Origin of the sequence: Paraburkholderia sp. RAU6.4a (assembly GCF_050435625.1) — a bacterium.
Classification (GTDB): domain Bacteria; phylum Pseudomonadota; class Gammaproteobacteria; order Burkholderiales; family Burkholderiaceae; genus Paraburkholderia; species Paraburkholderia tuberum.
Window position 1 is genome coordinate 3,728,779 of sequence record NZ_JBNDKQ010000002.1, and the last position, 23,573, is coordinate 3,752,351.

Here is a 23,573-nt window from a genome sequence, read left to right on the forward strand (position 1 = left end):
AACGCCTCCCCACAATATGGCAAGCAAACTCGAGACCCTGAAAGCGAACCTCGAGGCGGCCTTTGGCGGCCTCCTGTTGAGCGTGACCGAGTCGGTCGGTGAATTGACGATCGTCGTCAAGGCCGGCGACTACCTCAACGTGGCAAAGCGTCTGCGCGACGATCGCTCGCTCGGTTTCGAGCAGTGTGTCGACCTGTGCGGCGTCGATTATCAGACCTATGCCGAAGGCGCTTACGACGGCCCGCGTTTTGCGGCAGTGCTGCATCTGCTGTCGGTACAAAACAACTGGCGTCTGCGGCTGCGCGTGTTCGCGCCGGACGACGACATGCCGATCCTGCCGTCCGTCGTCGATATCTGGAATTCGGTCAACTGGTACGAGCGCGAAGCGTTCGACCTGTACGGCATCGTCTTCGAAGGCCACCCGGACCTGCGCCGCATTCTGACCGACTACGGTTTCATCGGTCATCCGTTCCGCAAGGATTTCCCGGTCTCCGGCTACGTCGAGATGCGTTACGACCCGGAAGAGAAGCGCGTCGTTTATCAGCCGGTGACGATCGAGCCGCGGGAAATCACGCCGCGCGTGATCCGCGAGGATCGCTATGGCGGTCTGAAACACTAAGAGAACGTCATGGCAGAGATCAAGAACTACACGCTCAACTTTGGTCCGCAGCACCCGGCAGCGCACGGTGTGTTGCGTCTCGTGCTCGAACTCGACGGCGAAGTGATCCAACGCGCCGATCCGCACATCGGTCTGCTGCATCGCGCGACTGAAAAGCTCGCCGAAAGCAAGACGTTCATCCAGTCGGTGCCGTACATGGACCGTCTCGACTACGTGTCGATGATGGCCAACGAGCACGGCTACGTGCTCGCCATTGAAAAGCTGCTCGGCATCGACGTGCCGCTGCGCGCGCAATACATTCGTGTGCTGTTCGACGAAGTCACGCGCGTGTTGAATCACCTGATGTGGATTGGCTCGCACGCGCTCGACGTCGGTGCGATGGCGGTGTTCCTGTATGCGTTCCGCGAGCGCGAAGACCTGATGGACGTGTACGAGGCGGTGTCGGGCGCGCGCATGCACGCGGCCTACTATCGCCCGGGCGGCGTCTATCGCGATCTGCCTGACGCAATGCCGCAATACAAGGCGTCGAAGATTCGCAATGCGAAGGCGTTGTCGAAGATGAACGAAAACCGTCAGGGTTCGCTGCTCGACTTCATCGACGACTTCTTTACGCGCTTCCCGAAGTGCGTCGACGAATACGAAACGCTGCTCACCGACAACCGGATCTGGAAGCAGCGTCTGGTTGGTATCGGCGTGGTCAGCCCGGAGCGCGCGCTGCAGCTCGGCATGACCGGCGCGATGCTGCGTGGCTCGGGGATCGAGTGGGATCTGCGCAAGAAGCAGCCGTATGAGGTTTATGACAAGCTCGACTTCGACATTCCGGTCGGCGTGAATGGCGACTGCTATGACCGCTATCTGGTGCGCGTCGAAGAAATGCGCCAGTCCACGCGTATCGCGAAACAGTGCATTGAGTGGCTGCGCAAAAATCCGGGCCCGGTAATGACGGACAATCACAAGGTTGCGCCGCCGTCGCGCGTCGGCATGAAGTCGAACATGGAAGATCTGATCCACCACTTCAAGCTGTTCACCGAAGGCTTCCATGTGCCCGAAGGCGAGGCGTATGCCGCAGTCGAACATCCGAAGGGCGAGTTCGGCATCTATCTGATCTCGGACGGCGCCAACAAGCCGTATCGTTTGAAGATCCGCGCCCCGGGCTATGCGCACCTGTCCGCGCTCGACGAAATGGCGCGCGGCCACATGATCGCCGACGCCGTGACGATCATCGGCACGCAGGACATCGTGTTCGGCGAAGTGGATCGCTAGGACGTATTCATCGACGCGCGTCTGCGGTCGTCGCACCGCCACGCGGGTCAAGCAAAGGAACGCCGGGTCTGTCGCAGTTTGACGTGAGCGACAGGTTTTCGTTCGGTAGGAATTGAAAGAGTCGTGTCTGAAAATGATCTCAGCTGAAGGCCTGAAAGAAATCGATCGTGCGGTCGCAAAGTACCCCGCGGATCAGAAACAGTCCGCCGTGATGTCGGCGTTGGCCATTGCTCAAACGGAGCATGGCTGGCTGTCGCCCGAACTCATGCAGTTCGTCGCGGATTATCTCGGCATGCCGGCAATCGCCGTGCAGGAGGTAGCGACCTTCTACACGATGTATGAGACCTCGCCGGTCGGCAAGTTCAAGATCACGCTCTGTACGAACCTGCCGTGCCAGCTCGGCCCGGACGGCGGTTCCGAAAGCGCCGCTGAATACCTGAAGCAGAAGCTCGGCATCGACTTCGGCGAAACCACGCCCGACGGCAAATTCTCCCTGAAAGAAGGTGAGTGCATGGGTTCGTGCGGCGACGCGCCGGTGATGCTGGTGAACAACCAACGCATGTGCAGCTTCATGAGCCGCGAGAAGATCGACCAGCTGCTCGAGGAACTTTCGAAATGACGTCTTTACACGATCGTCACATCAAACCGCTGATTCTCGCCGGCCTGAACGGCGACAACTGGCATCTCGAAGACTATGTGGCGCGCGGCGGCTACGCCCAGCTGCGCCGTATCCTGGAAGAAAAGATCGCGCCCGAGCAGGTGATCGCCGACGTCAAGGCGTCGGGTCTGCGCGGCCGCGGCGGCGCGGGCTTCCCGACCGGTCTGAAGTGGAGCTTCATGCCGCGTCAGTTCCCGGGCCAGAAGTACCTCGTCTGTAATTCGGACGAGGGCGAGCCGGGTACGTTCAAGGACCGCGACATTCTGCGCTTCAATCCGCATTCGCTGATCGAAGGTATGGCGATCGGCGCGTACGCGATGGGCATCACGGTCGGCTACAACTATATTCACGGCGAAATCTGGGAAGTCTATAAGCGCTTCGAAGAAGCGTTGGAAGAAGCTCGCCGCGCCGGGTTCCTCGGCGACAACATCATGGGCTCTGGCTTTTCGTTTGAGCTGCATGCGCATCACGGTTACGGCGCGTACATCTGTGGCGAAGAAACCGCGCTGCTCGAATCGATCGAGGGCAAGAAGGGGCAGCCGCGCTTCAAGCCGCCGTTCCCGGCGAGCTTTGGCGTGTACGGCAAGCCGACCACGATCAACAACACCGAAACGTTCGCGGCGGTGCCGTTCCTGCTCGCCATCGGCCCGCAGAATTACCTTGAAATCGGCAAGCCGAACAACGGCGGCACGAAGATTTTCTCGGTGTCGGGCGACGTCGAGCGTCCGGGCAATTACGAAATTCCGCTCGGCACGCCGTTCGCGACGCTGATGGAACTCGCCGGCGGCATGCGCGGCGGCAAGAAGATCAAGGCTGTGATTCCTGGTGGTTCGTCGGCGCCGGTGATACCGGGCGAGATGATGATGCAGACCGACATGGATTACGACTCGATCGCGAAGGCCGGCTCGATGCTCGGCTCGGGCGCAGTGATCGTGATGGACGAGACGCGCTGCATGGTGCGCTCGCTGCTGCGCCTGTCGTACTTCTATTACGAAGAGTCGTGCGGTCAATGCACGCCTTGCCGTGAAGGCACGGGCTGGCTGTATCGCGTCGTGCATCGTATCGAGCATGGTCTCGGCCGCCAGGAAGATCTGGATCTGCTGAACTCCGTCGCGGAAAACATCATGGGCCGCACGATCTGCGCGCTCGGCGACGCGGCCGCGATGCCGGTCCGGGGCATGCTCAAGCACTACTGGGACGAATTCGAATATCACGTCGCCCACAAGCATTGCCTCGTCGGCGGTCATGCCGGCATGGCGGCGGCGCCCGAAACCGTGGCTGCCTGAGTCGGGCCGACAGGTTTGGCTGACGGATAACTACCAGACGAACACCTCAACCGCAGGATTCATCGCCCGAAGCGGGCGATGAACACGCGAACGATTGAGCGGTAACAGGTTAAGGAAGATTGACCATCATGGTTGAACTGGAAATAGACGGCAAGAAAGTCGAGGTGCCTGAAGGCAGCATGGTGATCCAGGCTGCGCATAAGGTTGACACCTACATTCCTCACTTCTGCTATCACAAGAAGCTGTCGATTGCGGCCAATTGCCGGATGTGTCTGGTCGATGTCGAGAAGATGCCGAAGGCCGTGCCCGCGTGCGCGACGCCGGTGTCGGCCGGCATGATCGTGCGCACCAGGTCGGACAAGGCGGTGAAGGGCCAGCAAGCCGTGATGGAATTCCTGCTGATCAACCATCCGCTCGACTGCCCGATCTGCGATCAGGGTGGCGAATGCCAGTTGCAGGATCTGGCCGTTGGTTACGGCAAGTCGTCGTCACGCTATAGCGAAGAAAAGCGCGTGGTGTTCCACAAGAACGTGGGTCCGCTGATCTCGATGGAAGAGATGTCGCGCTGCATTCACTGCACGCGTTGCGTTCGCTTCGGCCAGGAAATCGCCGGGGTGATGGAACTCGGCATGCTGGGCCGCGGCGAGCATGCGGAAATCACATCGTTCGTCGGCAAGACGGTCGACTCCGAGCTGTCGGGCAACATGATCGACCTGTGCCCGGTCGGCGCGCTCACGAGCAAGCCGTTCCGCTACAGCGCCCGTACGTGGGAGCTGTCGCGTCGCAAGTCGGTGAGCCCGCACGATTCCGTCGGCGCGAACCTCATCGTGCAGGTGAAAAACAATCGCGTGATGCGCGTTTTGCCGTTCGAAAACGAGGCGATCAACGAGTGCTGGATCTCGGACAAGGACCGCTTCTCGTACGAAGGCCTGAACAGCCCCGAGCGTCTGACCAAACCGATGCTCAAGCAAGGCGGCCAGTGGGTCGAAACCGACTGGCAGACCGCGCTCGAATACGTGGTCAAGGGTCTGAAGGGCATCAAGAGTGACCACGGCGCGAACGCGCTTGCCGCACTGTCGAGCGCGCACAGCACCGTCGAAGAACTGTTCCTGTTGAAGCAGATCGCTCAAGCGGTCGGCACGCCGAACGTCGACTTCCGTCTGCGTCAATCTGATTTCTCGGCGCCCGTTACCGGCGCGCCGTGGCTCGGCAGCACGATCGCCGATCTGTCGAACGTCGATGCGGCGCTCGTGATCGGTTCGGATCTGCGCCGTGACCATCCGCTGTTCGCCGCGCGTTTGCGCCAGGTCGCACGAGGCGGTTCGGCACTTACACTGCTCCAGGCCACCAACGACGACGCGATGATCCCTCAGGCGCAACGCGTGGTCGCGGCGCCGTCGGCATGGCTCGAGGTGTTGGCAGGCATCGCCGGTGCGGTGGGCGAAGCGAAGGGCGTCGCATTGCCGGAAGCATTCGCCGGCACACAGCCGACGGACGCGCACAAGCAGATCGCGAAATCGCTGACCACCGGCGAGCATCGCGTCGTGCTGCTCGGTAACGAAGCGGTTCGTCATCCGGACTTCGCGGCGATCCACGCCGCGGCGCAATGGATTGCCGAAGTAACCGGCGCAACGCTCGGTTTCCTTACCGAAGCGGCCAACACGGTCGGGGCGCACCTCGTGAATGCGCTGCCGGGCGAAGGCGGCCTGAGCGCGCGTGAAGTGTTCGAGCAGCCGCGCAAGGGCTATCTGCTGCTGAATCTCGAGCCGGAATTCGATACCGCCAACCCGGCGCAGGCGCTTGCCGCGCTGAAGCAGGCCGAGATGGTCGTCGTGATGTCGCCGTTCCAGACGGGCGCGGACTATGCCGACGTGCTGCTGCCGATCGCGCCGTTCACCGAAACGGGCGGTACGTTCGTCAACGCTGAAGGCACGGTGCAGGCGTTCAACGGCGTCGTGCGTCCGCTCGGCGACACGCGTCCGGCCTGGAAGGTGTTGCGCGTGCTGGGCAGCCTGCTCGGTGCGTCGGGCTTCGAATACGACACGGTCGAAGAAGTGCGCGCGGCCGCGCTCGGCGACGGCGAGCTGAAGTCGCGTCTATCGAACCGCACCAGCGTCGCGGTGACGCGCGGCCAGGCCGCGAAGGCGGCGGAAGGCAAGTTCGAGCGTCTCGCGAACGTGCCGATCTATCATGCCGATGCGCTCGTGCGTCGCGCGGAGTCGCTGCATCTGACCGCGGCGGCCCGTACGGCGAATTCGGTCGGCCTGCCCGCTGCGCTGTTCGACAAACTGGGTTTGAAAGAGGGCGACGCGGTGCGCGTTCGTCAGGGCGAGCAAGCGGTGCAGTTGCCGGCCGTGCGCGATGCGAATCTTGCGGAGACGGTCGTCCGCGTATCGGCGGCTACGCCTGCCGGTGCAGCGCTGGGCAGCCTGTTCGGTGAACTGGTGGTGGAGAAGGCGTAAATGAGCTTGTTCGATACGATCAACTCGGGCGGCGCCCAACTTCTCGGTGTGGCATGGCCCACGGTGTGGGCGCTCGTGCGCATCCTGGTGGTGGCCGTCGCGATCCTGCTGTGCGTGGCTTACCTGATCCTGTGGGAGCGCAAGCTGATCGGCTGGATGCATGTGCGTCTCGGTCCGAACCGCGTCGGCCCCGCCGGGCTCTTGCAGCCGATCGCCGACGTGCTGAAACTGCTGCTCAAGGAAGTGATCCAGCCCGCTCAGGCAAGCCGCTGGATCTACCTGATCGCGCCGATCATGGTGGTGGTGCCGGCTTTCGCGGTCTGGGCGGTGATCCCGTTCCAGGCGGGCGCGGTGCTCGGCGACATCAACGCGGGTCTGCTATACGCGATGGCGATCTCGTCGATCGGCGTGTACGGCGTGATTCTGGCCGGCTGGGCGTCGAACTCGAAGTACGCGTTCCTCGGCGCGATGCGCGCCGCCGCGCAGATGGTCTCGTACGAAATCTCGATGGGCTTCGCGCTGGTGGTCGTGCTGATGACGGCCGGCACACTGAACCTGTCGGGCATCGTCGGCTCGCAGGAGCAGGGCTTCTTCGCCTCGCACGGCCTGAACTTCCTGTCCTGGAACTGGCTGCCGCTGCTGCCGATGTTCGTCGTGTACTTCATCTCGGGCATCGCGGAAACGAACCGTCACCCGTTCGACGTGGTGGAGGGCGAATCGGAAATCGTCGCGGGCCACATGATCGATTACTCGGGTATGGCGTTCGCGCTGTTCTTCCTCGCCGAGTACATCAACATGATCGTGATCTCGGCATTGGCTGCAACACTGTTCCTCGGCGGCTGGAGCGCCCCGTTCGGGTTCCTGTCGTTCATCCCGGGCATCGTCTGGCTCGTCGCCAAGGTTTTCTTCCTGTTGTCGGTGTTCATCTGGGCGCGTGCCACGTTCCCGCGCTACCGCTATGACCAGATCATGCGTCTCGGCTGGAAGATTTTCATTCCGGTCTGCGTGGTGTGGCTCGTGGTGGTCGGCTTCTGGATCATGTCGCCGTTGAACATCTGGAAATAAAGGGCGGACGAACCTATGACCGCAATCCAAAACTTCTTCAAGACTTTCTTCCTCACGGAACTCCTGAAAGGCCTCGCGCTGACCGGACGCTACGCGTTCCAGCGCAAGATCACCGTGCAGTTCCCGGAAGAGAAGACCCCGATCTCGCCGCGTTTCCGCGGTCTGCATGCGCTGCGCCGCTATGAAAACGGCGAAGAGCGCTGCATCGCGTGCAAGCTGTGCGAAGCAGTGTGCCCGGCGCTCGCGATCACAATCGAATCGGAAACGCGCGCGGACAACACGCGCCGCACGACGCGCTACGACATCGACCTGACCAAGTGCATCTTCTGCGGTTTCTGCGAAGAAAGCTGCCCGGTCGATTCGATCGTCGAGACGCACATTCTCGAGTATCACGGCGAGAAGCGCGGCGACCTTTACTTCACGAAGGAAATGCTGCTGGCCGTTGGCGATCGTTACGAAGCAGAAATCGCCGCCAACAAGGCAGCCGACGCACCGTATCGTTGAAGCGTTTTCCCGCTTGCAGCAAATGCGGCAGTAAAAGCAGTAACACGGCCTGCTGTCGGGCCGACCGCCGCGGCCTGAACGCCGCGGCACGGCGCACCTGTGTGGCGGTTCTGGCGGTTTCGTCCGCTTTTGCCAGCCACGGGTGCCAAAGAACAATGCCTGACGATGGCCTAACGATGAACCGGTAATCATGGAATTCACGACCGTACTGTTCTACATCTTCGCGCTGCTCCTGGTGGTTTCAGGGCTGAAGGTGATCACCTCGCGCAACCCGGTGTCATCCGCACTGTTTCTCGTGCTGGCGTTCTTCAACGCAGCGGCGATCTGGATGCTGCTGGAGGCCGAGTTCCTCGCGATCCTGCTGGTGCTGGTCTACGTCGGCGCGGTGATGGTGCTGTTCCTGTTCGTCGTGATGATGCTGGACGTCAATCTCGACGTGCTGCGCAAGGACTTCAAACGCTTCGTGCCGATGGCCTCGGCGGTGGGCGCGATCATCGTGATCGAAACCGCGCTGATCCTGTGGCACGGCTACGGCGCGACCACCACGGCGCTGCACGACACGGCCGCGGCTGCCGCTGGCATGGGCGACTGGTCGAACACGCGCCTGATCGGCAAGGTCATCTATACCGACTACATCTTCGCGTTCGAAATTGCCGGCCTGATCCTGCTGGTTGCCATCATCGCGGCGATCGCGCTGACCACGAGCCACAAGAAGGACAGCAAGCGTCAGAACGTCAGCGCACAGGTCAAGGTGCGCGTGCAGGACCGCGTGCGCGTTGTGAAGATGCCGTCAGAGAAAACCGCGGCGACCCTCGCTGCGGAACAGGCGGCTGCCGCGGCAGCCGCAGCAGCAGCCGACTCGGCGCCGGCCAAGAACAGCTGAGCGGACAGGAGATAGAAATCATGTTGACCCTTGCCCATTACCTTGTCCTCGGCGCGATCCTGTTTGCGATCAGCATCGTCGGCATTTTCCTGAACCGCCGCAACGTCATCATCATCCTGATGGCGATCGAACTGATGCTGCTCGCGGTGAACACCAATTTCATCGCGTTCTCGCACTACCTGGGCGACGTGCATGGCCAGATTTTCGTCTTCTTCGTGCTGACGGTTGCGGCAGCCGAAGCGGCGATCGGTCTCGCAATTCTGGTGACCCTGTTCCGTAGTCTCGACACGATCAATGTCGAGGATCTCGATCAGCTCAAAGGTTAATTTCAGGAAAAGCGGTTATGTCCACGATACTCAATGAAAACCTGCTGTTGGCAATTCCGCTGGCACCGCTCGCTGGTTCCCTGATTGCGGGGCTGTTCGGCAAGGCAATAGGGCGGGCGGGTGCGCATTCGGTCACGATCCTCGGCGTCGCGATTTCGTTCATCCTGTCGGTCATGGTCTTTTTCCAGGTGATGGACGGCGCGAGCTTCAACGCGACCATTTATCAATGGATGTCAATCGGCAAGACCCAGCTCGAAGTCGGTTTCCTGGTCGACTCGCTGACCGCGATGATGATCTGCGTGGTGAACTTCGTGTCGCTGATGGTGCATATCTACACGATCGGCTACATGGCCGACGACGACGGCTACCAGCGCTTCTTCTCGTACATCTCGCTGTTCACGTTCTCGATGCTGATGCTCGTGATGAGCAACAACTTCCTGCAGCTGTTCTTCGGCTGGGAAGCGGTGGGTCTCATGTCGTACCTGCTGATCGGCTTCTACTTCAAGCGTGAGAGTGCGATCTACGCGAACATGAAGGCGTTTATCGTGAACCGCGTCGGCGACTTCGGTTTCCTGCTCGGCATCGGTTTGCTGTTCGCGTTCGCCGGCTCGATGAACTACGGCGAAGTCTTCGCGAAGCGTACCGAACTCGCGGCGCTGAACTTCCCGGGTACCGACTGGGGCCTGCTGACGGTGGCTTGCATCTGCCTGTTCATCGGCGCGATGGGTAAGTCGGCTCAGTTCCCGCTGCACGTGTGGCTGCCGGACTCGATGGAAGGCCCGACGCCGATCTCCGCGCTGATTCACGCGGCGACCATGGTGACGGCCGGTATCTTCATGGTCACGCGCATGTCGCCGCTCTTCGAACTGTCGGATACGGCGCTGTCGTTCGTCATGGTCATCGGTGCGATTACCGCGCTGTTCATGGGTTTCCTCGGGATCGTCCAGAACGACATCAAGCGTGTGGTCGCTTATTCCACGCTGTCGCAGCTCGGTTACATGACGGTCGCGCTCGGCGCGTCGGCATATTCGGTCGCCGTGTTTCACCTGATGACGCACGCGTTCTTCAAGGCGCTGCTGTTCCTCGGCGCGGGTTCGGTGATCATCGGCATGCATCACGATCAGGACATGCGCAACATGGGCGGCCTGCGCAAGTACATGCCGATTACGTGGATCACGTCGCTGATCGGTTCGCTCGCGCTGATCGGCACGCCGTTCTTCTCGGGCTTCTACTCGAAAGACTCGATCATCGACGCGGTGAAACTGTCGCATCTGCCAGGCTCGGGTTTCGCGTACTTCGCCGTGGTCGCAAGCGTGTTCGTGACCGCGTTGTATTCGTTCCGTATGTATTTCATGGTGTTCCACGGTGAGGAGCGCTTCCGCAATCCGAAGCACCCGGAATCGCCGATGGGCGCGGAGGCCGAGTCGCATGGGCATGACGACCATGGTCATGGTCACGACGACCACGCTCACGAGCCGCACGAAACGCCGTGGGTCGTGTGGGTGCCGCTCGTGCTGCTGGCGATTCCGTCGATCGTGATCGGCGCGATCGGCGTCGGTCCGATGTTGTTCGGCGACTTCTTCCAGCACGGCGTCGCGTTCGACAAGGTGATCTACATCAGCGAGAACCATCCGGCGCTGCATGAGATGACCGAAGAATTCCAGGGCTGGGCGTCGATGGGTCTGCACTCGGTGTCGGGCCTGCCTGTGTGGCTCGCGCTCGCAGGCGTGGTGGTCGCATGGTTCCTGTATCTGGTCCGTCCGGATCTGCCCGCTGTCATCAAGCGCGCATTCGGCCCGATCTACACGTTGCTCGATAACAAGTACTACATGGACAAGATCAACGAAGTCGTGTTTGCGCGGGGCGCGGTGGCCATTGGCCGGGGTCTGTGGAAGGAAGGCGACGTGGTCGTGATCGACGGCATCGTCAACGGCAGCGCACGCTTTATCGGCTGGTTCGCGAGCGTGATCCGCTTCCTCCAATCCGGCTACATCTACCACTACGCGTTCGCCATGATCATCGGCATGCTGGGGCTCCTGACCCTGTTCGTAACGCTCGGCGGCAAATAAAGGCGAGGGACACCCATGCACGCTTATCCGATTCTGAGCATCGCGATCTGGTTGCCGATCTTCTTCGGTCTGCTGGTCCTCGCGATCGGCAACGACGAGAACCCCGCCCCCGCGCGCTGGATTTCGCTGATCGGCTCGGTTCTGAGCTTCCTCGTCACGCTGCCACTGATCACCAGCTTCGATTCGAGCACCGCCGAGCTGCAGTTCGTCGAGCAGGCGAACTGGATCGAGCGCTTCCACATCACGTATCACCTCGGCGTGGACGGCATTTCGATGTGGTTCGTTGCGTTGACCGCGTTGATCACGGTGATCGTCGTGATCGCGGCGTGGGAAGTGATCACGAAGAACGTCGGCCAGTACCTCGCGGCCTTCCTGATCCTGTCGGGCATCATGGTCGGCGTGTTCAGCGCGGCCGACGGCCTGTTGTTCTACGTGTTCTTCGAAGCGACGCTGATCCCGATGTACATCATCATCGGCGTGTGGGGCGGGGCGAACCGCGTGTACGCGGCATTCAAGTTCTTCCTGTACACGCTGGCGGGCTCGCTGCTGATGCTGGTTGCGCTGATCTATCTGTACAACCAGACCGGCTCGTTCGACATCGCCACGTGGCAGCACGCGCAGATCGCGATGACGCCGCAGATGCTACTGTTTATCGCGTTTTTCCTGGCCTTCGCGGTGAAGGTGCCGATGTGGCCGGTGCACACGTGGTTGCCGGACGCGCACGTGGAAGCGCCGACCGGCGGCTCGGTCGTGCTGGCCGCGATCATGCTGAAGCTCGGTGCGTACGGTTTCCTGCGCTTCTCGCTGCCGATCACGCCTGATGCGAGCCATTTCCTCGCACCGGTCGTCATCACGCTGTCGCTGATCGCGGTGATCTACATCGGTCTCGTCGCGATGGTGCAGGCCGACATGAAGAAACTGGTCGCGTATTCGTCGATCGCGCACATGGGCTTTGTCACGCTCGGCTTCTTTATCTTCAATCAGCTCGGCGCGGAAGGCGCGATCGTGCAGATGATCTCGCACGGTTTCGTGTCGGGCGCGATGTTCCTGTGCATCGGCGTACTGTACGACCGCATGCACTCGCGTCAGATCGCCGATTACGGCGGCGTCGTCAACGTGATGCCGAAGTTCGCGGCGTTCGTGATGCTGTTCGCGATGGCGAATTGCGGCTTGCCGGGCACTTCCGGTTTCGTCGGCGAATTCATGGTGATTCTGGCTTCCGTCCAGTACAACTTCTGGATCGCGAGTGGCGCGGCAGTCACGCTGATTCTCGGCGCGGCCTACACGCTGTGGATGTACAAGCGCGTGTACTTCGGCGCGGTCGCGAACGACCACGTGAAGAACCTGCTCGACATCGACCGTCGCGAATTTTTCATGCTGGCTGTGCTCGCCGCACTGACGCTGTTCATGGGCCTGTACCCGAAGCCCTTTACCGATGTGATGCACGTATCCGTGGAAAACCTCCTCTCCCACGTTGCCCAATCGAAGCTGCCGTTGCCTCAGTAACGACGAGCGGAGGAATTTAAGACCATGCAAAACGCCCCTATGACTGCTCTGTTGCCCGACGCACTGGTGATGTTCGCCATTGTCATCGCGTGGCTCAACGACACGTTCGTCGGCCAGGAGGGTCGCCGTACCACGTATTTCATCGCGTTCTTCTCGACGCTCGTCGCCGGGATCTGGTTCGCGATCAATGCGTTCGACCCGCAAGTGCATTACTTTTTCGATCACATGTACGTGGTCGATCCGTTCGCCAATGTGATGAAGGCGGTGGTGTCGCTTGGCTATGCGGTGACGATCGTTTATTCGCGTCGCTACCTCGAAGACCGTAGCCTGTTCCGCGGCGACTTCTTCCTGCTCGGCATGTTCTCGCTGCTCGGCCAGATCGTGATGATCTCGGGCAATAACTTCCTGACGCTGTATCTCGGTCTCGAACTGATGTCGCTGTCGCTGTACGCGGTGATCGCGCTGCGTCGCGAAGTGGCGTCGTCGAACGAAGCGGCGATGAAGTACTACGTGCTCGGCGCGCTGGCTTCCGGCTTCCTGCTGTACGGTGTTTCAATGCTGTATGGCGCGACCGGCTCGCTCGACCTGAACGAAGTGTTCAAGGCGATCAGCACGAGCCACTACGATCCGACCGTGCTGCTATTCGGCGTCATCTTCATCGTGGCGGGCGTGGCGTTCAAGATGGGTGCGGTGCCGTTCCATATGTGGGTGCCTGACGTGTACCAGGGCGCACCGACGGCGATGACGCTCATCGTCGGCGGCGGCCCGAAGGTCGCGGCGTTCGCGTGGGGTCTGCGTTTCCTCGTAATGGGCCTGCTGCCGCTGGCGGTCGAATGGCAGCAGATGCTGGTGATTCTGGCGGCGCTGTCGCTGATCGTCGGCAACATCACCGGGATCGTGCAGCGCAACGTCAAGCGGATGCTCGCGTATTCGGCGATCTCGAACATGGGCTTCGTGCTGCTCGGCCTGCTCGCCGGCGTGGTCGACCAGAAGACCACGGGCGCCGCGAACGCGTACGGCTCGGCGATGTTCTACAGCATCGTCTACCTGATCACGACGCTCGGCACGTTCGGCGTCATCATGCTGCTCGCGCGCCGCGACTTCGAAGCGGACACGCTGGAGGACTTCAAGGGCCTCAATCAGCGCAGCGCGGTATTCGCGTTCGTGATGATGATCATGATGTTCTCGCTCGCGGGTATTCCGCCGGCAGTCGGCTTCTATGCGAAGCTCGCCGTGCTGCAAGCGACGATGAACGCCGGCCTGACCTGGCTCACCGTGCTCGCCGTGATCACGTCGCTGTTCGGCGCGTTCTACTACCTGCGTATCGTCAAGCTGATGTACTTCGACGAGCCGCAAGACAAGTCGCCGATCGTGGCGGACACGAGCACGCGCGCGTTGCTCGCGTTGAACGGCGTCGCCGTGCTGGTGCTCGGTATCGTGCCGGATCCGCTGTTGCGCGCCTGCTTGCAGGCGATCCAGCACACGCTGCTGCTCTGATGTCCGCTGCGGGCTGGTTTATCGTGCTGTTGGCGCTGGTCGGCGCCAACCTGCCGTTCCTGAATCAGCGCCTCTTCGCCGCGGTGCCGTTGAAAGCGGCGAAGAAAAGCGCCTGGCTCCGGATTGCCGAATTGATCGTGCTGTATTTCGTGGTCGGCGCGCTGGGCTTTTTGCTCGAAGCGCGCGCGGGAAATCGCTTCGAGCAGGGCTGGCAGTTCTACGCGATCACGTTCGCGCTGTTCGTCGTGTTCGCTTTCCCCGGCTTTACCTTCCAATATCTCGTCAAACGCCGCTGACGGCGTCCCGCCGTCGCGCGCGCCTGGCTGTTCTGAGGTCCGCACATGGCTGAGCTTCCCAATCACGACGCGGCGCTAACCGAGACTTGTATCGACAGCAAGACGGTCCATCAAGGACCGTTCATGACGGTCAAGTACGATACGGTCCGACTGCCCGACGGCAAACAGGCAACGCGCGAATACGTTCAGCATCCGGGCGCCGTCATGGTGATCCCCTTGTTCGACGACGCTCGCGTGCTGCTCGAAAGTCAATATCGCTATCCGATGGGCAAGGTGATGGTCGAATATCCGGCCGGCAAGCTCGACCCGAACGAGGGCGCGCTGGCCTGCGCGGTCCGGGAACTGCGCGAGGAAACCGGCTATACCGCGCGCGAGTACGTGTACCTGACTCGCATTCACCCGATCATTTCTTACTCGACCGAATTCATTGATATCTATCTCGCGCGGGGCTTGACCGCGGGTGAGCGCAACCTCGATGAAGGCGAGTTTCTCGAACTTTTCACCGCAACCGTGGAGCAGGTATCCGAGTGGGTGCGCACGGGCAAGATCACCGATGTGAAGACGATCATCGGTACCTTCTGGCTCGAGAAAGTGCTGTCGGGTACGTGGCCGACCGAGGCGCCCGAAACGGTATAAGTTCGGGTCTGCCCGATAGCTGATCCGCGTTGCAGGTGAACGGAGCCCCTGTTGGTCGATGACCGGCAGGGGCTTTTCATTGACTTCGCGGTTTCTTTCTGGCTCGAAAAATAAGCCGTCTCCTATGCCATCTGGCTGGCTCGTCGTGGCGCCGGCTGCCGGCTAGTATGAACCTCTCGATCACCGAATTCGTCGTCGATTTTGTTTTGGATGACTGAAGTTAAAGATCGCAGTGATCTCATTTCTGCTCCAGCACAGGTTGTCAATTGACAACCTGTGCTGGAGCGACTAAATTGGAGGTCTCGATGGTTCGAGCAAGGCACATGAAGAAAGAGATCGAGGCCGCATTGGCATACGCGGAGCAGCACGGCTGGCGCGTTCAGGACGGCGGAAGAGGTCATGCGTGGGGAAAAATCCATTGCCCGTACAGAGACGCCGAATGTCGTTGCGGGGAGTTCTGTATATCGAGCGTCTGGAGTGCGCCGAAGAATGCCGGCAGTCACGCCAGGCACTTGCGGCGCATCGTCGGCAACTGCACGGCACGGCGCTAGTGGGTTCGTAGGTATCACGCAGGTATCAAGCAGGTATCGAGCAGGAATCGCAACAACCTGGGCTCAACGAAGACAGGAGTAACGTATGGAATATGTGTTCACGTTGAAATACCGCCTCGCCGCGGAAGAATGCGATGCAGACGCGATCGTCGAGCGGTTGGGCGAAGCGGGGTGCGACGACGCCACGATTGGCGTCGGGCAACCCGGCCGCCTCGGGCTGCTTTTCACCCGTGAAGGCGCGAGCGCGCTCGCGGCTGTCACCAGCGCGCTCAAGGACGTGAAAGGTGCGGTGCCGTCCGCGCAGCTGATCGAGGCGGGACCTGACTTCGTAGGGCTGACCGACGTGGCCGAGGTGGCCGGCGTGTCGCGGCAAAACATGCGCAAGCTGATGCTGAACAACGCAATCGACTTCCCGTCACCGATCCACGAAGGCAGTGCATCGGTCTGGCATCTGGCGGACGTGCTCGAATGGCTGACCGCGCGCGGCGGGTACGAGATTGAGGTCGGTGTGGCGGATGTCGCAAAACTCGCGAAGCAGATCAATCTGACGAAGGAGGCCCGTCAGATTGAACCGCGTGTGAGCCGTCAACTGAGCAATCTCGTGGCGTAGCAGTGCGCCGCAAGCGGGCCGTAGAGCGGAGCAGATGTGGCACCGCTTACTAGCCGGGCCGCCTTCGGCAGCACCTGCCGTAAAGCGTTAAAATCGCCCACCCGCGTCATATTCCCTTGCGGCCGCTGGCGGTTGCACGCCGGCTCTAAAGTTTTGCGAACGATCGTTCACAAATTTCCATTTTGCGCTAAACTGGCACGCAAGCCCTGATTCCATATGAAGGTCCTCGATTTACAGTGTCCGCATGGCCATCGGTTTGAAGGCTGGTTCGCTTCGACCGATGACTTCGAGTCGCAGCAGTCCCGCAAGCTCGTCGAATGTCCGATCTGCGGTGCGAACGAGGTGAGCCGTTTGCCTTCGGCACCGCGTCTGAATCTGTCGGGCGCGACCGACTCCAAGGCGCCGGCGGGCGCGGAGCAAATGCAGGCGCACATGATGCGCGCGCTGCGCGAGGTACTGGAGAAGACGGAGAACGTGGGCGACCGCTTCGCCGAGGAAGCACGACGCATTCACTACAACGAAGCGCCTGTGCGCAGTATTCGCGGTGTCACGACACCGGAGGATGCGCGTGCCTTGGTCGAGGAAGGCATCGAAGTGATGCCGCTGCCGGTCCCAGCTGCGCTGAAGGAACCATTGCAATAGCGCGGTGGCTCCAGGCGGCCGGGCGGTGGCGGCCAGGAGACACTACGCATGAATCTGGACTATTCCCCCGCTGAAGACGCGTTCCGCGCCGACATCCGCGCCTGGCTCGAAGCGAATCTGCCTCGCGAGCTGAGCGACAAGGTTCTCAATCACAAACGGCTTTCCCGCGAAGACTTCGCAAGCTGGCACAGGCTGCTCGGCACGCGAGGCTGGTCGGCAGTCGCGTGGCCGCGCGAATACGGCGGCCCCGGCTGGGACGCGACGCAACGACATATCTGGGAAGAAGAGTGCGCGCGTATCGGCGCACCTTCCGTGTTGCCTTTCGGTGTGTCTATGGTTGCGCCGGTGCTGATGAAGTACGGTAACGAGGCGCAGAAGCGCCACTATCTGCCGCGTATTCTCGACGGCACGGACTGGTGGTGTCAGGGCTACTCGGAACCGGGATCGGGTTCCGACCTTGCGTCGCTGCGCACCCGCGCGGAGCGCGTCGGTGATCATTACGTGGTCAACGGCCAGAAGACCTGGACCACGCTCGGCCAGCACGCCGACATGATGTTCTGCCTCGTGCGCACCGACAGCGGCGCCAAAAAGCAGGAGGGCATCTCGTTCCTGCTGATCGATATGAAAACCCCGGGCATCACGGTGCGGCCCATCATCACGCTCGACGAAGATCACGAAGTCAACGAGGTGTTCTTCGAGGACGTCAAAGTGCCGGTCGACAATCTCGTCGGCGAAGAAAATCGCGGCTGGACGTATGCGAAATATCTGCTCGGCCACGAGCGTACCGGCATTGCGCGAGTCGGAGCGTCGAAGCGTGAGCTGGCGTTTCTGAAGCGTGTCGCGCTGAATCAGAAAAAGAACGGCAAGCCGCTGCTGCACGATCCGGTGTTTGCGGCGAAGGTAGCGAGTCTCGAAATCGAGTTGATGGCGCTGGAAGTCACCGTGCGACGGGTGGTAGCCAACGAGGCGGGCGGTCGCGGCCCGGGCCCGGAAGCGTCGATGCTGAAGATCAAGGGCACGGAAGTGCAACAGGGGCTCACCGAGCTGATGTTCGAAGCAATCGGCCCGCTGGCCGCGCCGTTCGACGTGCCGTTCCTCGAAGGCGAACGCGAGCACAGTCTTGCCGGCGACGACGATGCCGCGCCGCTTGCCGCGTACTACTTCAACTTCCGCAAGACGTCGATTTACGGCGGCTCGAACGAAATTCAAAAGAACATCATCGCGCAGATGATTCTCGGACTTTGAGGAGCGGCGCATGGACTTCACTTTCAACGACGAACAACAGCAATTTGCCGATGCGCTGCGCCGCTATCTCGACAGGAGCTACGGCTTCGAAGCGCGCCAGCAGATCGTGCGCTCGGAGGCGGGCGTATCGGCTGTGCACTGGGCCGCGTTCACCGAACTGGGGCTGACCGCGTTGCCGGTGCCCGAAACGCAGGGCGGCTTCAACGGTGGTCCGATCGACATGCTCGTGGTCATGCAGGAGCTCGGCCGCGCGCTCGTCGTCGAGCCGTTTTGGGCGACCGCGGTCGGCATCGAAGCGCTACGCCTTGCCGGCACCGGCGACGGCGAAGATGCCGCGCTGCTCGAACGGGCGGCCCAGGGCGAAGCGAGGCTGGCCGTGGCGTTTCACGAGCCGCATGCGCGCTACGATCTGTTCGAAGTCGCGACGACCGCGAGCGGGCAGGGTGCGCAGTACACGCTGAGCGGCACCAAATCGGTCGTGCTGCACGGCGCGCAGGCGGACCACTGGATCGTGCCGGCGCGCCTCGATGGCGAGATCGCACTCTTTGTCGTCGCGCGTGACGCGGCCGGCGTCACGCTCACCGAGTACCGCACGATCGACGGTCAACGCGCCGCGACGCTCGAATTCAATGGCACGCCCGCGCGCCGGCTCGCCGGCAAACACGCGGGGGCGGCAACCCTCGAGCAGATCGCCGACTACGGCACGCTGCTGCTGTGCGCGGAAGCGCTCGGCGCGCTCGACGCGCTCAATCACGCCACCGTCGAGTACACCAAAACGCGCCAGCAGTTCGGCCAGCCGATCGCGCGTTTCCAGGCGTTGCAGCATCGCATGGTCGAGATGCTGATCCACGCGGAGCAGGCGCGCTCGATCACGTATCTGGCTGCGATGCGCTACGCGAGTGAAGACGCGAACGAGCGCCGTCGAGCGATCTCCGCGGCAAAAGTTCGGGTCGGCCAGGCCGCGCGTTTCGTTGGTCAACAGGCGGTGCAGTTGCACGGCGGCATGGGTGTCACGAACGAAGTGGCGGCCGCGCATCTGTTCAAGCGCCTCGCGATCATCGAGACCACGCTTGGCGACGTCGATCATCATCTCGCGCGGTTTGCCACGCTGCCCGGATTTGCGGTCGCCGAAGACTGATCGGGCCGTTCCACCGGACAAAGGAGGTGCACGATGAAAATCAGTTTCGAAGACATGGAAGTGGGCTCGAGCCGCGAAATCGGCAAGCACATGTTCACGCGCGAGGAGATTGTCGAGTTCGCGCAGAAGTTCGATCCGCAGCCGTTTCATCTCGACGAAGCCGCCGCGGCCGAATCGCCGTTCCGCGGCCTCGTCGCGAGTGGTTGGCACACCTGCTCGGTAATGATGGGCATGCTCGTGCGCAAGGTACTGGCGGATTCGACATCGATGGGTTCGCCCGGGATCGACGAGATCCGCTGGCTCAAGCCGGTACGAGTCGGCGACACGATCACGATGATGAACGTCATCGTCGACAAGCGCGTGTCGCAGAGCAAGCCGGATCGCGGCATCGTGTCGACACGCTGGGAGGGCATCAATCAGCACGGCGAAACGGTGATCACCGTGCGCTCGAACGGCATGTTCGGCCTGCGCAATCCGGGAGCGGCGGCATGACGGCGAGCGCGGCGACGCCAGTCACTTTCGACAATGCGGGTGCTTTGCGCGCGCTCATTGGCGCCGAGCCGCTCGTCAGCGAATGGCTGAGCGTCGATCAGGAGAGGGTCGACCGTTTCGCCGAGGCAACCGGCGATCATCAGTGGATTCACATCGATCCCGAGCGGGCCAAACGCGAATCGCCGTTTGGCGGCCCGGTCGCGCATGGGTTTTTGACGCTGTCGCTGATTCCGGCTTTGCTCGGCAAAACGGTGAAGATCGAGCAGCGCATGGGCGTCAACTATGGCTTGAACCGCGTGCGTTTCATGTCGCCGGTACCCGTGGGGTCGTCGCTGCGCGGGAAGTTCGCCGTCGAGTCGGTGACCGACGTCGACAACAGCGGTGTGCAACTCGCGTGGAACGTGACGCTGGAGCGTCAGGGCAGCGAACGACCGGTGTGCGTCGCGGAGTTCATCACGCGGCATTACTTCTAGCGTTTTCCCTTCGCAGACGAAATGAAAAAGCGCGAGCCGGCAGGCATGCCGCTCGCGCTTTCTGTTTGTGTCGAGCCGCGTCAGCGAGACGACCGAAACTAGTGTTTCGCGTACTGCGTCGCGCCAAACAGGATCTCTTTCGCCTTGTCGTCCATCAGCGGCGCGCGCGCCGACGCCAGCACGTCGACGCCGCGCACCACCGCCGGCCGCGCAGCGATCTCTTCATGCCAGCGCTTCACGTTCGGCAAGGTATCGAGCTCGATGCCCTGATTTTTCCACGAACGGGTCCACGGAAACGCGGCGATGTCCGCGATCGTATAGTCGTTGCCGGCCAGGTAACGCGTCTTGCCGAGTTGCGTGTCCATCACGCCGTACAGACGTCGCGCCTCATTGGTGTAGCGATTGACCGCGTATTCGATCTGCTCGGGTGCATACACGCGGAAGTGATGCGTTTGCCCCAGCATCGGACCGAGGCCGCCCATCTGGAACATCAGCCATTGCAGTGCCGCGTAGCGCGCGGCCGGATCGCTCGGTAGAAACTTGCCGGTTTTCTCGGCCAGATAAATCAGGATCGCGCCCGATTCGAATAGCGCGAAAGGCCGGCCGTCGGCGCCTTTCGGACCTTCGGAATCGACGATCGCGGGAATCTTGTTGTTGGGACTGATGGCGAGAAATTCCGGCTTGAACTGGTCGCCGGCACCGATGTTCACGGCATGCACGTTGTAGGGTAGGCCCGTTTCCTCGAGCATGATATGAATCTTGTGGCCGTTCGGGGTCGCCCAGCTATAGACGTCGATCATCCTGGCTCCTTTGTTCGTCGAAGCGGCGCCGCAAAGAGGGCGCCGCCGTTGCCGAAAATTAGAGCATAGATCGCGCGACGCTGCTTGCCGCGGGCTCAGTCCCCACGCTCACACCGAGCCGAAGCACTCAAACGCGTGTGACCGGCATCTCAACGCGAGCCGCCGAGCCCGCATCCATATGACGCGCAAGTTCGAGCTTGGCGATCGCGTTGCGATGCACTTCGTCGGGGCCGTCGGCGAAACGCAGCGTGCGCGCCGACGCATAGGCATACGCGAGCGGAAAATCGTCGCTGACGCCGCCGCCGCCATGCGCCTGAATCGCCCAGTCGATCACCTGACACGCCATGTTCGGCGCGACCACCTTGATCATCGCGATCTCGCCGCGCGCGCCCTTGTTGCCGACGGTATCCATCATGTACGCCGTCTTCAGCGTGAGCAGACGCGCCTGCTCGATCATGCAGCGCGCCTCGGCAAGACGCTCCTGCGTGACCCCTTGCGACGCCACCGGCTTGCCGAACGCGACACGTTGCAGCGAGCGCTTCACCATCAATTCGAGCGCGCGTTCGGCGAGACCGATCAGGCGCATGCAGTGGTGGATGCGTCCCGGGCCGAGACGGCCTTGCGCGATCTCGAAGCCGCGGCCTTCGCCGAGCAGCATGCTGGTAGCGGGCACGCGCACGTTGTCGAGTGTGATCTCCATGTGGCCGTGCGGCGCGTCGTCGTAACCGAACACCGTGAGCGGGCGATGCACGGTGATGCCGGTGGCGTCGGCGGGCACGAGGATCATCGACTGCTGCTGATGGCGCGGCGCGTCGGGATCGGTCTTGCCCATCACGATATAGACCTTGCAGCGCGGATCGCCCGCGCCCGACGACCACCACTTGTGACCGTTGATCACGTAATGGTCACCATCGCGCACGATGCTAGTCTGGATGTTCGTCGCATCCGACGACGCGACCTCGGGCTCCGTCATCAGAAACGCCGAACGGATCTGCCCTTGCAGCAGCGGTTCGAGCCACTCGCGCTTGTTCTCTTCGCTGCCGTAGCGCTCGATCGTCTCCATGTTGCCGGTGTCCGGCGCGTTGCAGTTGAACACTTCCGGCGCCCACGGCACGCGGCCCATGATCTCGCACAGCGGCGCGTATTCGAGATTCGTCAGGCCCGCGCCGCGCTCCGATTGCGGCAGGAACAGATTCCACAGACCGGCCTCGCGCGCCTTCTGCTTGAGTTGCTCGACCAGTTCGGTCGGCACCCATGCGTTGCCGTTCTGGCGGTTGCGCGCGATCTCCGCATAGAACGCCTGTTCGTTCGGGTAAATGTGCTCGTCGAAAAAGGCGAGCAGTTTTTCGCGCAACGCCTGGACCTTCGGGGTGTAATCGAAATTCATCTTGGACCTCGCGGGTAACGGACTGCGAATGATGGGGAGCAGGGCGCGCCCTTGTGTCTAGAGAACCTTCTGCGCATAGTGCCAGGCGAGTTCGGCCATCGGCTTCGCGCGCCGGCCGGCGTCGAGCGCCTGCGCGTTCGATGCGGTACCGTCGACGACGCGCTTCATGATCCCTTGCAGGATCGCTGCGATGCGGAACATGTTGTAGGCCAGATAGAAATTCCAGTCGCCACGAATCTCGAAACCGGTGCGTTGGCAATAGCGCTCGACGTACCGCGCTTCATCGGGAATGCCGAGCGCGGCCCAATCGAGTCCCGCGATGCCGCGGAACTGCGTGGGGTCGACATGCCACGCCATGCAGTGGTAAGCAAAGTCGGCGAGCGGATCGCCGAGCGTCGACAGTTCCCAGTCGAGCACCGCGAGCACGCGCGGCTCGTTGCGATCGAAAATCAGATTGTCGAGCCGGTAGTCGCCATGCACGACCGACACGCGCTCGTTCGTCTCCGCCGGCATATGCTGCGGCAGCCATTCGATCAGCCGGTGCATCGCGTCGATCGGCTCGGTCTCGGACGCCAGATACTGCTTGCTCCAGCGGCCGATCTGGCGCGCGAAGTAATTGCCTGGCTTACCGTAGTCGGCGAGGCCGGCGGTGGCGGCGTCGACACTGTGCAACGCCGCGATCACGCGATTCATTTCGTCGTAGATCGCCGCGCGCTCGGTGGGCGTCATGCCGGGCAGCGATTGATCCCACAGCACGCGACCTTCCACGAACTCCATCACGTAGAACGCGCGACCGATCACGCTTTCGTCCTCGCACAGCGCGAGCATGTGTGCGACCGGCACGTCGGTGTCGGCGAGCGCGTGCATCACGCGATATTCGCGTTCGATCGCATGCGCGGACGGCAGCAGCTTCGCCGCGGGCCCGGGCTTCGCGCGCATCACGTACGCGCGCGACGGCGTGATCAGCTTGAACGTGGGATTGGATTGTCCGCCCGCGAATTGCTCGAGCGTGAGCGGCCCCTCGAATCCGTCGACATGTCCGGCCAGCCACGCGGCGAGCGCGTCGTTGTCGAAGCGTTGCCGCTCGTTGACCGGGCGGGTGCCCTCGAAAGCCGAGTAGTCCTGTCTGCGTGCCGGTTCGCCGGTCTGCGTGGCTTGCGCCATG

General features: G+C 62.0%; 24 protein-coding genes. 21 read left to right on the plus strand and 3 right to left on the minus strand.

From position 1 onward, the window contains the following. Window positions 1-16 precede the first annotated feature (16 nt). From OKW40_RS22040 to OKW40_RS22140, 21 genes are all read left to right on the plus strand, one after another. Window positions 17-619 (plus strand): NADH-quinone oxidoreductase subunit C, encoded by a 603-nt coding sequence (locus OKW40_RS22040; RefSeq protein ID WP_090803764.1) that lies wholly within the window; start codon window positions 17-19, stop codon window positions 617-619. Between the two features lie 9 nt (window positions 620-628). Continuing rightward, window positions 629-1,882, plus strand: coding sequence for an NADH-quinone oxidoreductase subunit D (locus OKW40_RS22045; protein ID WP_090803765.1), 1,254 nt, complete (start codon window positions 629-631; stop codon window positions 1,880-1,882). A 133-nt stretch (window positions 1,883-2,015) separates the two neighbouring features. Continuing rightward, window positions 2,016-2,501: an NADH-quinone oxidoreductase subunit NuoE gene (gene nuoE, locus OKW40_RS22050; protein ID WP_187610970.1), complete on the plus strand. Its 486-nt coding sequence runs from the start codon at window positions 2,016-2,018 to the stop codon at window positions 2,499-2,501. Beyond that, window positions 2,498-3,826, plus strand: a complete 1,329-nt coding sequence (gene nuoF, locus OKW40_RS22055; protein ID WP_090803768.1) for an NADH-quinone oxidoreductase subunit NuoF — start codon at window positions 2,498-2,500, stop codon at window positions 3,824-3,826. Before nuoE ends, nuoF begins: the two co-directional genes overlap by 4 nt. A 128-nt stretch (window positions 3,827-3,954) precedes the next feature. Next, window positions 3,955-6,288 carry an NADH-quinone oxidoreductase subunit NuoG gene (gene nuoG, locus OKW40_RS22060; RefSeq protein WP_429491490.1) on the plus strand — a complete coding sequence of 778 codons (2,334 nt, stop codon included), beginning with the start codon at window positions 3,955-3,957 and terminating at the stop codon, window positions 6,286-6,288. Further along, complete coding sequence (gene nuoH / locus OKW40_RS22065) at window positions 6,289-7,353, plus strand: NADH-quinone oxidoreductase subunit NuoH (protein WP_429452077.1); 1,065 nt, start codon at window positions 6,289-6,291, stop codon at window positions 7,351-7,353. Between the two features lie 15 nt (window positions 7,354-7,368). Then, entirely contained in the window at window positions 7,369-7,857 is a 489-nt protein-coding gene (nuoI, locus tag OKW40_RS22070; protein WP_090803773.1) for an NADH-quinone oxidoreductase subunit NuoI, read from the plus strand. A 190-nt stretch (window positions 7,858-8,047) separates the two neighbouring features. Next, window positions 8,048-8,740: an NADH-quinone oxidoreductase subunit J gene (locus tag OKW40_RS22075; RefSeq protein ID WP_090803774.1), complete on the plus strand. Its 693-nt coding sequence runs from the start codon at window positions 8,048-8,050 to the stop codon at window positions 8,738-8,740. 20 nt (window positions 8,741-8,760) lie between these two features. Continuing rightward, the gene (nuoK, locus tag OKW40_RS22080; protein ID WP_187610965.1) at window positions 8,761-9,066 is read left to right on the plus strand and encodes an NADH-quinone oxidoreductase subunit NuoK; all 306 of its coding nucleotides are present in this window, start codon (window positions 8,761-8,763) and stop codon (window positions 9,064-9,066) included. A 17-nt stretch (window positions 9,067-9,083) separates the two neighbouring features. Next, the gene (gene nuoL / locus OKW40_RS22085; protein ID WP_184059316.1) at window positions 9,084-11,135 is read left to right on the plus strand and encodes an NADH-quinone oxidoreductase subunit L; all 2,052 of its coding nucleotides are present in this window, start codon (window positions 9,084-9,086) and stop codon (window positions 11,133-11,135) included. Between the two features lie 15 nt (window positions 11,136-11,150). Then, window positions 11,151-12,641, plus strand: a complete 1,491-nt coding sequence (locus OKW40_RS22090; protein WP_429491492.1) for an NADH-quinone oxidoreductase subunit M — start codon at window positions 11,151-11,153, stop codon at window positions 12,639-12,641. Between the two features lie 24 nt (window positions 12,642-12,665). Next, window positions 12,666-14,138, plus strand: a complete 1,473-nt coding sequence (nuoN, locus tag OKW40_RS22095) for an NADH-quinone oxidoreductase subunit NuoN (RefSeq protein WP_035470481.1) — start codon at window positions 12,666-12,668, stop codon at window positions 14,136-14,138. Continuing rightward, entirely contained in the window at window positions 14,138-14,434 is a 297-nt protein-coding gene (locus OKW40_RS22100) for a DUF2818 family protein (protein WP_018420024.1), read from the plus strand. Before nuoN ends, OKW40_RS22100 begins: the two co-directional genes overlap by 1 nt. A gap of 45 nt (window positions 14,435-14,479) precedes the next feature. Continuing rightward, window positions 14,480-15,070 (plus strand): NUDIX domain-containing protein, encoded by a 591-nt coding sequence (locus OKW40_RS22105; protein WP_090803782.1) that lies wholly within the window; start codon window positions 14,480-14,482, stop codon window positions 15,068-15,070. 305 nt (window positions 15,071-15,375) lie between these two features. Further along, entirely contained in the window at window positions 15,376-15,621 is a 246-nt protein-coding gene (locus OKW40_RS22110; RefSeq protein ID WP_429492023.1) for a hypothetical protein, read from the plus strand. 85 nt (window positions 15,622-15,706) lie between these two features. Further along, window positions 15,707-16,231 (plus strand): helix-turn-helix transcriptional regulator, encoded by a 525-nt coding sequence (locus OKW40_RS22115; RefSeq protein ID WP_090803783.1) that lies wholly within the window; start codon window positions 15,707-15,709, stop codon window positions 16,229-16,231. Window positions 16,232-16,447: 216 nt separating this feature from the next. Beyond that, complete coding sequence (locus OKW40_RS22120; protein WP_429491494.1) at window positions 16,448-16,873, plus strand: DUF1178 family protein; 426 nt, start codon at window positions 16,448-16,450, stop codon at window positions 16,871-16,873. 48 nt (window positions 16,874-16,921) lie between these two features. Then, window positions 16,922-18,118 (plus strand): acyl-CoA dehydrogenase family protein, encoded by a 1,197-nt coding sequence (locus OKW40_RS22125; protein WP_429491495.1) that lies wholly within the window; start codon window positions 16,922-16,924, stop codon window positions 18,116-18,118. Between the two features lie 10 nt (window positions 18,119-18,128). Then, complete coding sequence (locus OKW40_RS22130; RefSeq protein WP_429491496.1) at window positions 18,129-19,256, plus strand: acyl-CoA dehydrogenase family protein; 1,128 nt, start codon at window positions 18,129-18,131, stop codon at window positions 19,254-19,256. A 33-nt stretch (window positions 19,257-19,289) separates the two neighbouring features. Next, entirely contained in the window at window positions 19,290-19,748 is a 459-nt protein-coding gene (locus tag OKW40_RS22135; RefSeq protein ID WP_090803790.1) for a MaoC family dehydratase, read from the plus strand. Continuing rightward, entirely contained in the window at window positions 19,745-20,221 is a 477-nt protein-coding gene (locus tag OKW40_RS22140) for a MaoC family dehydratase (RefSeq protein ID WP_429491498.1), read from the plus strand. Before OKW40_RS22135 ends, OKW40_RS22140 begins: the two co-directional genes overlap by 4 nt. A gap of 98 nt (window positions 20,222-20,319) precedes the next feature. Here OKW40_RS22140 and OKW40_RS22145 read toward each other — a convergent pair whose 3' ends face one another. From OKW40_RS22145 to OKW40_RS22155, 3 genes are all read right to left on the minus strand, one after another. Then, on the minus strand, window positions 20,320-21,021 hold the full coding sequence (locus OKW40_RS22145) for a glutathione binding-like protein (protein WP_018420032.1): 702 nt from the start codon (window positions 21,019-21,021) through the stop codon (window positions 20,320-20,322). A 127-nt stretch (window positions 21,022-21,148) separates the two neighbouring features. Then, window positions 21,149-22,408: an acyl-CoA dehydrogenase family protein gene (locus tag OKW40_RS22150; protein ID WP_429406804.1), complete on the minus strand. Its 1,260-nt coding sequence runs from the start codon at window positions 22,406-22,408 to the stop codon at window positions 21,149-21,151. Window positions 22,409-22,465: 57 nt separating this feature from the next. Then, window positions 22,466-23,572 carry a phosphotransferase gene (locus OKW40_RS22155; RefSeq protein ID WP_184059299.1) on the minus strand — a complete coding sequence of 369 codons (1,107 nt, stop codon included), beginning with the start codon at window positions 23,570-23,572 and terminating at the stop codon, window positions 22,466-22,468. Window position 23,573 lies beyond the last annotated feature (1 nt).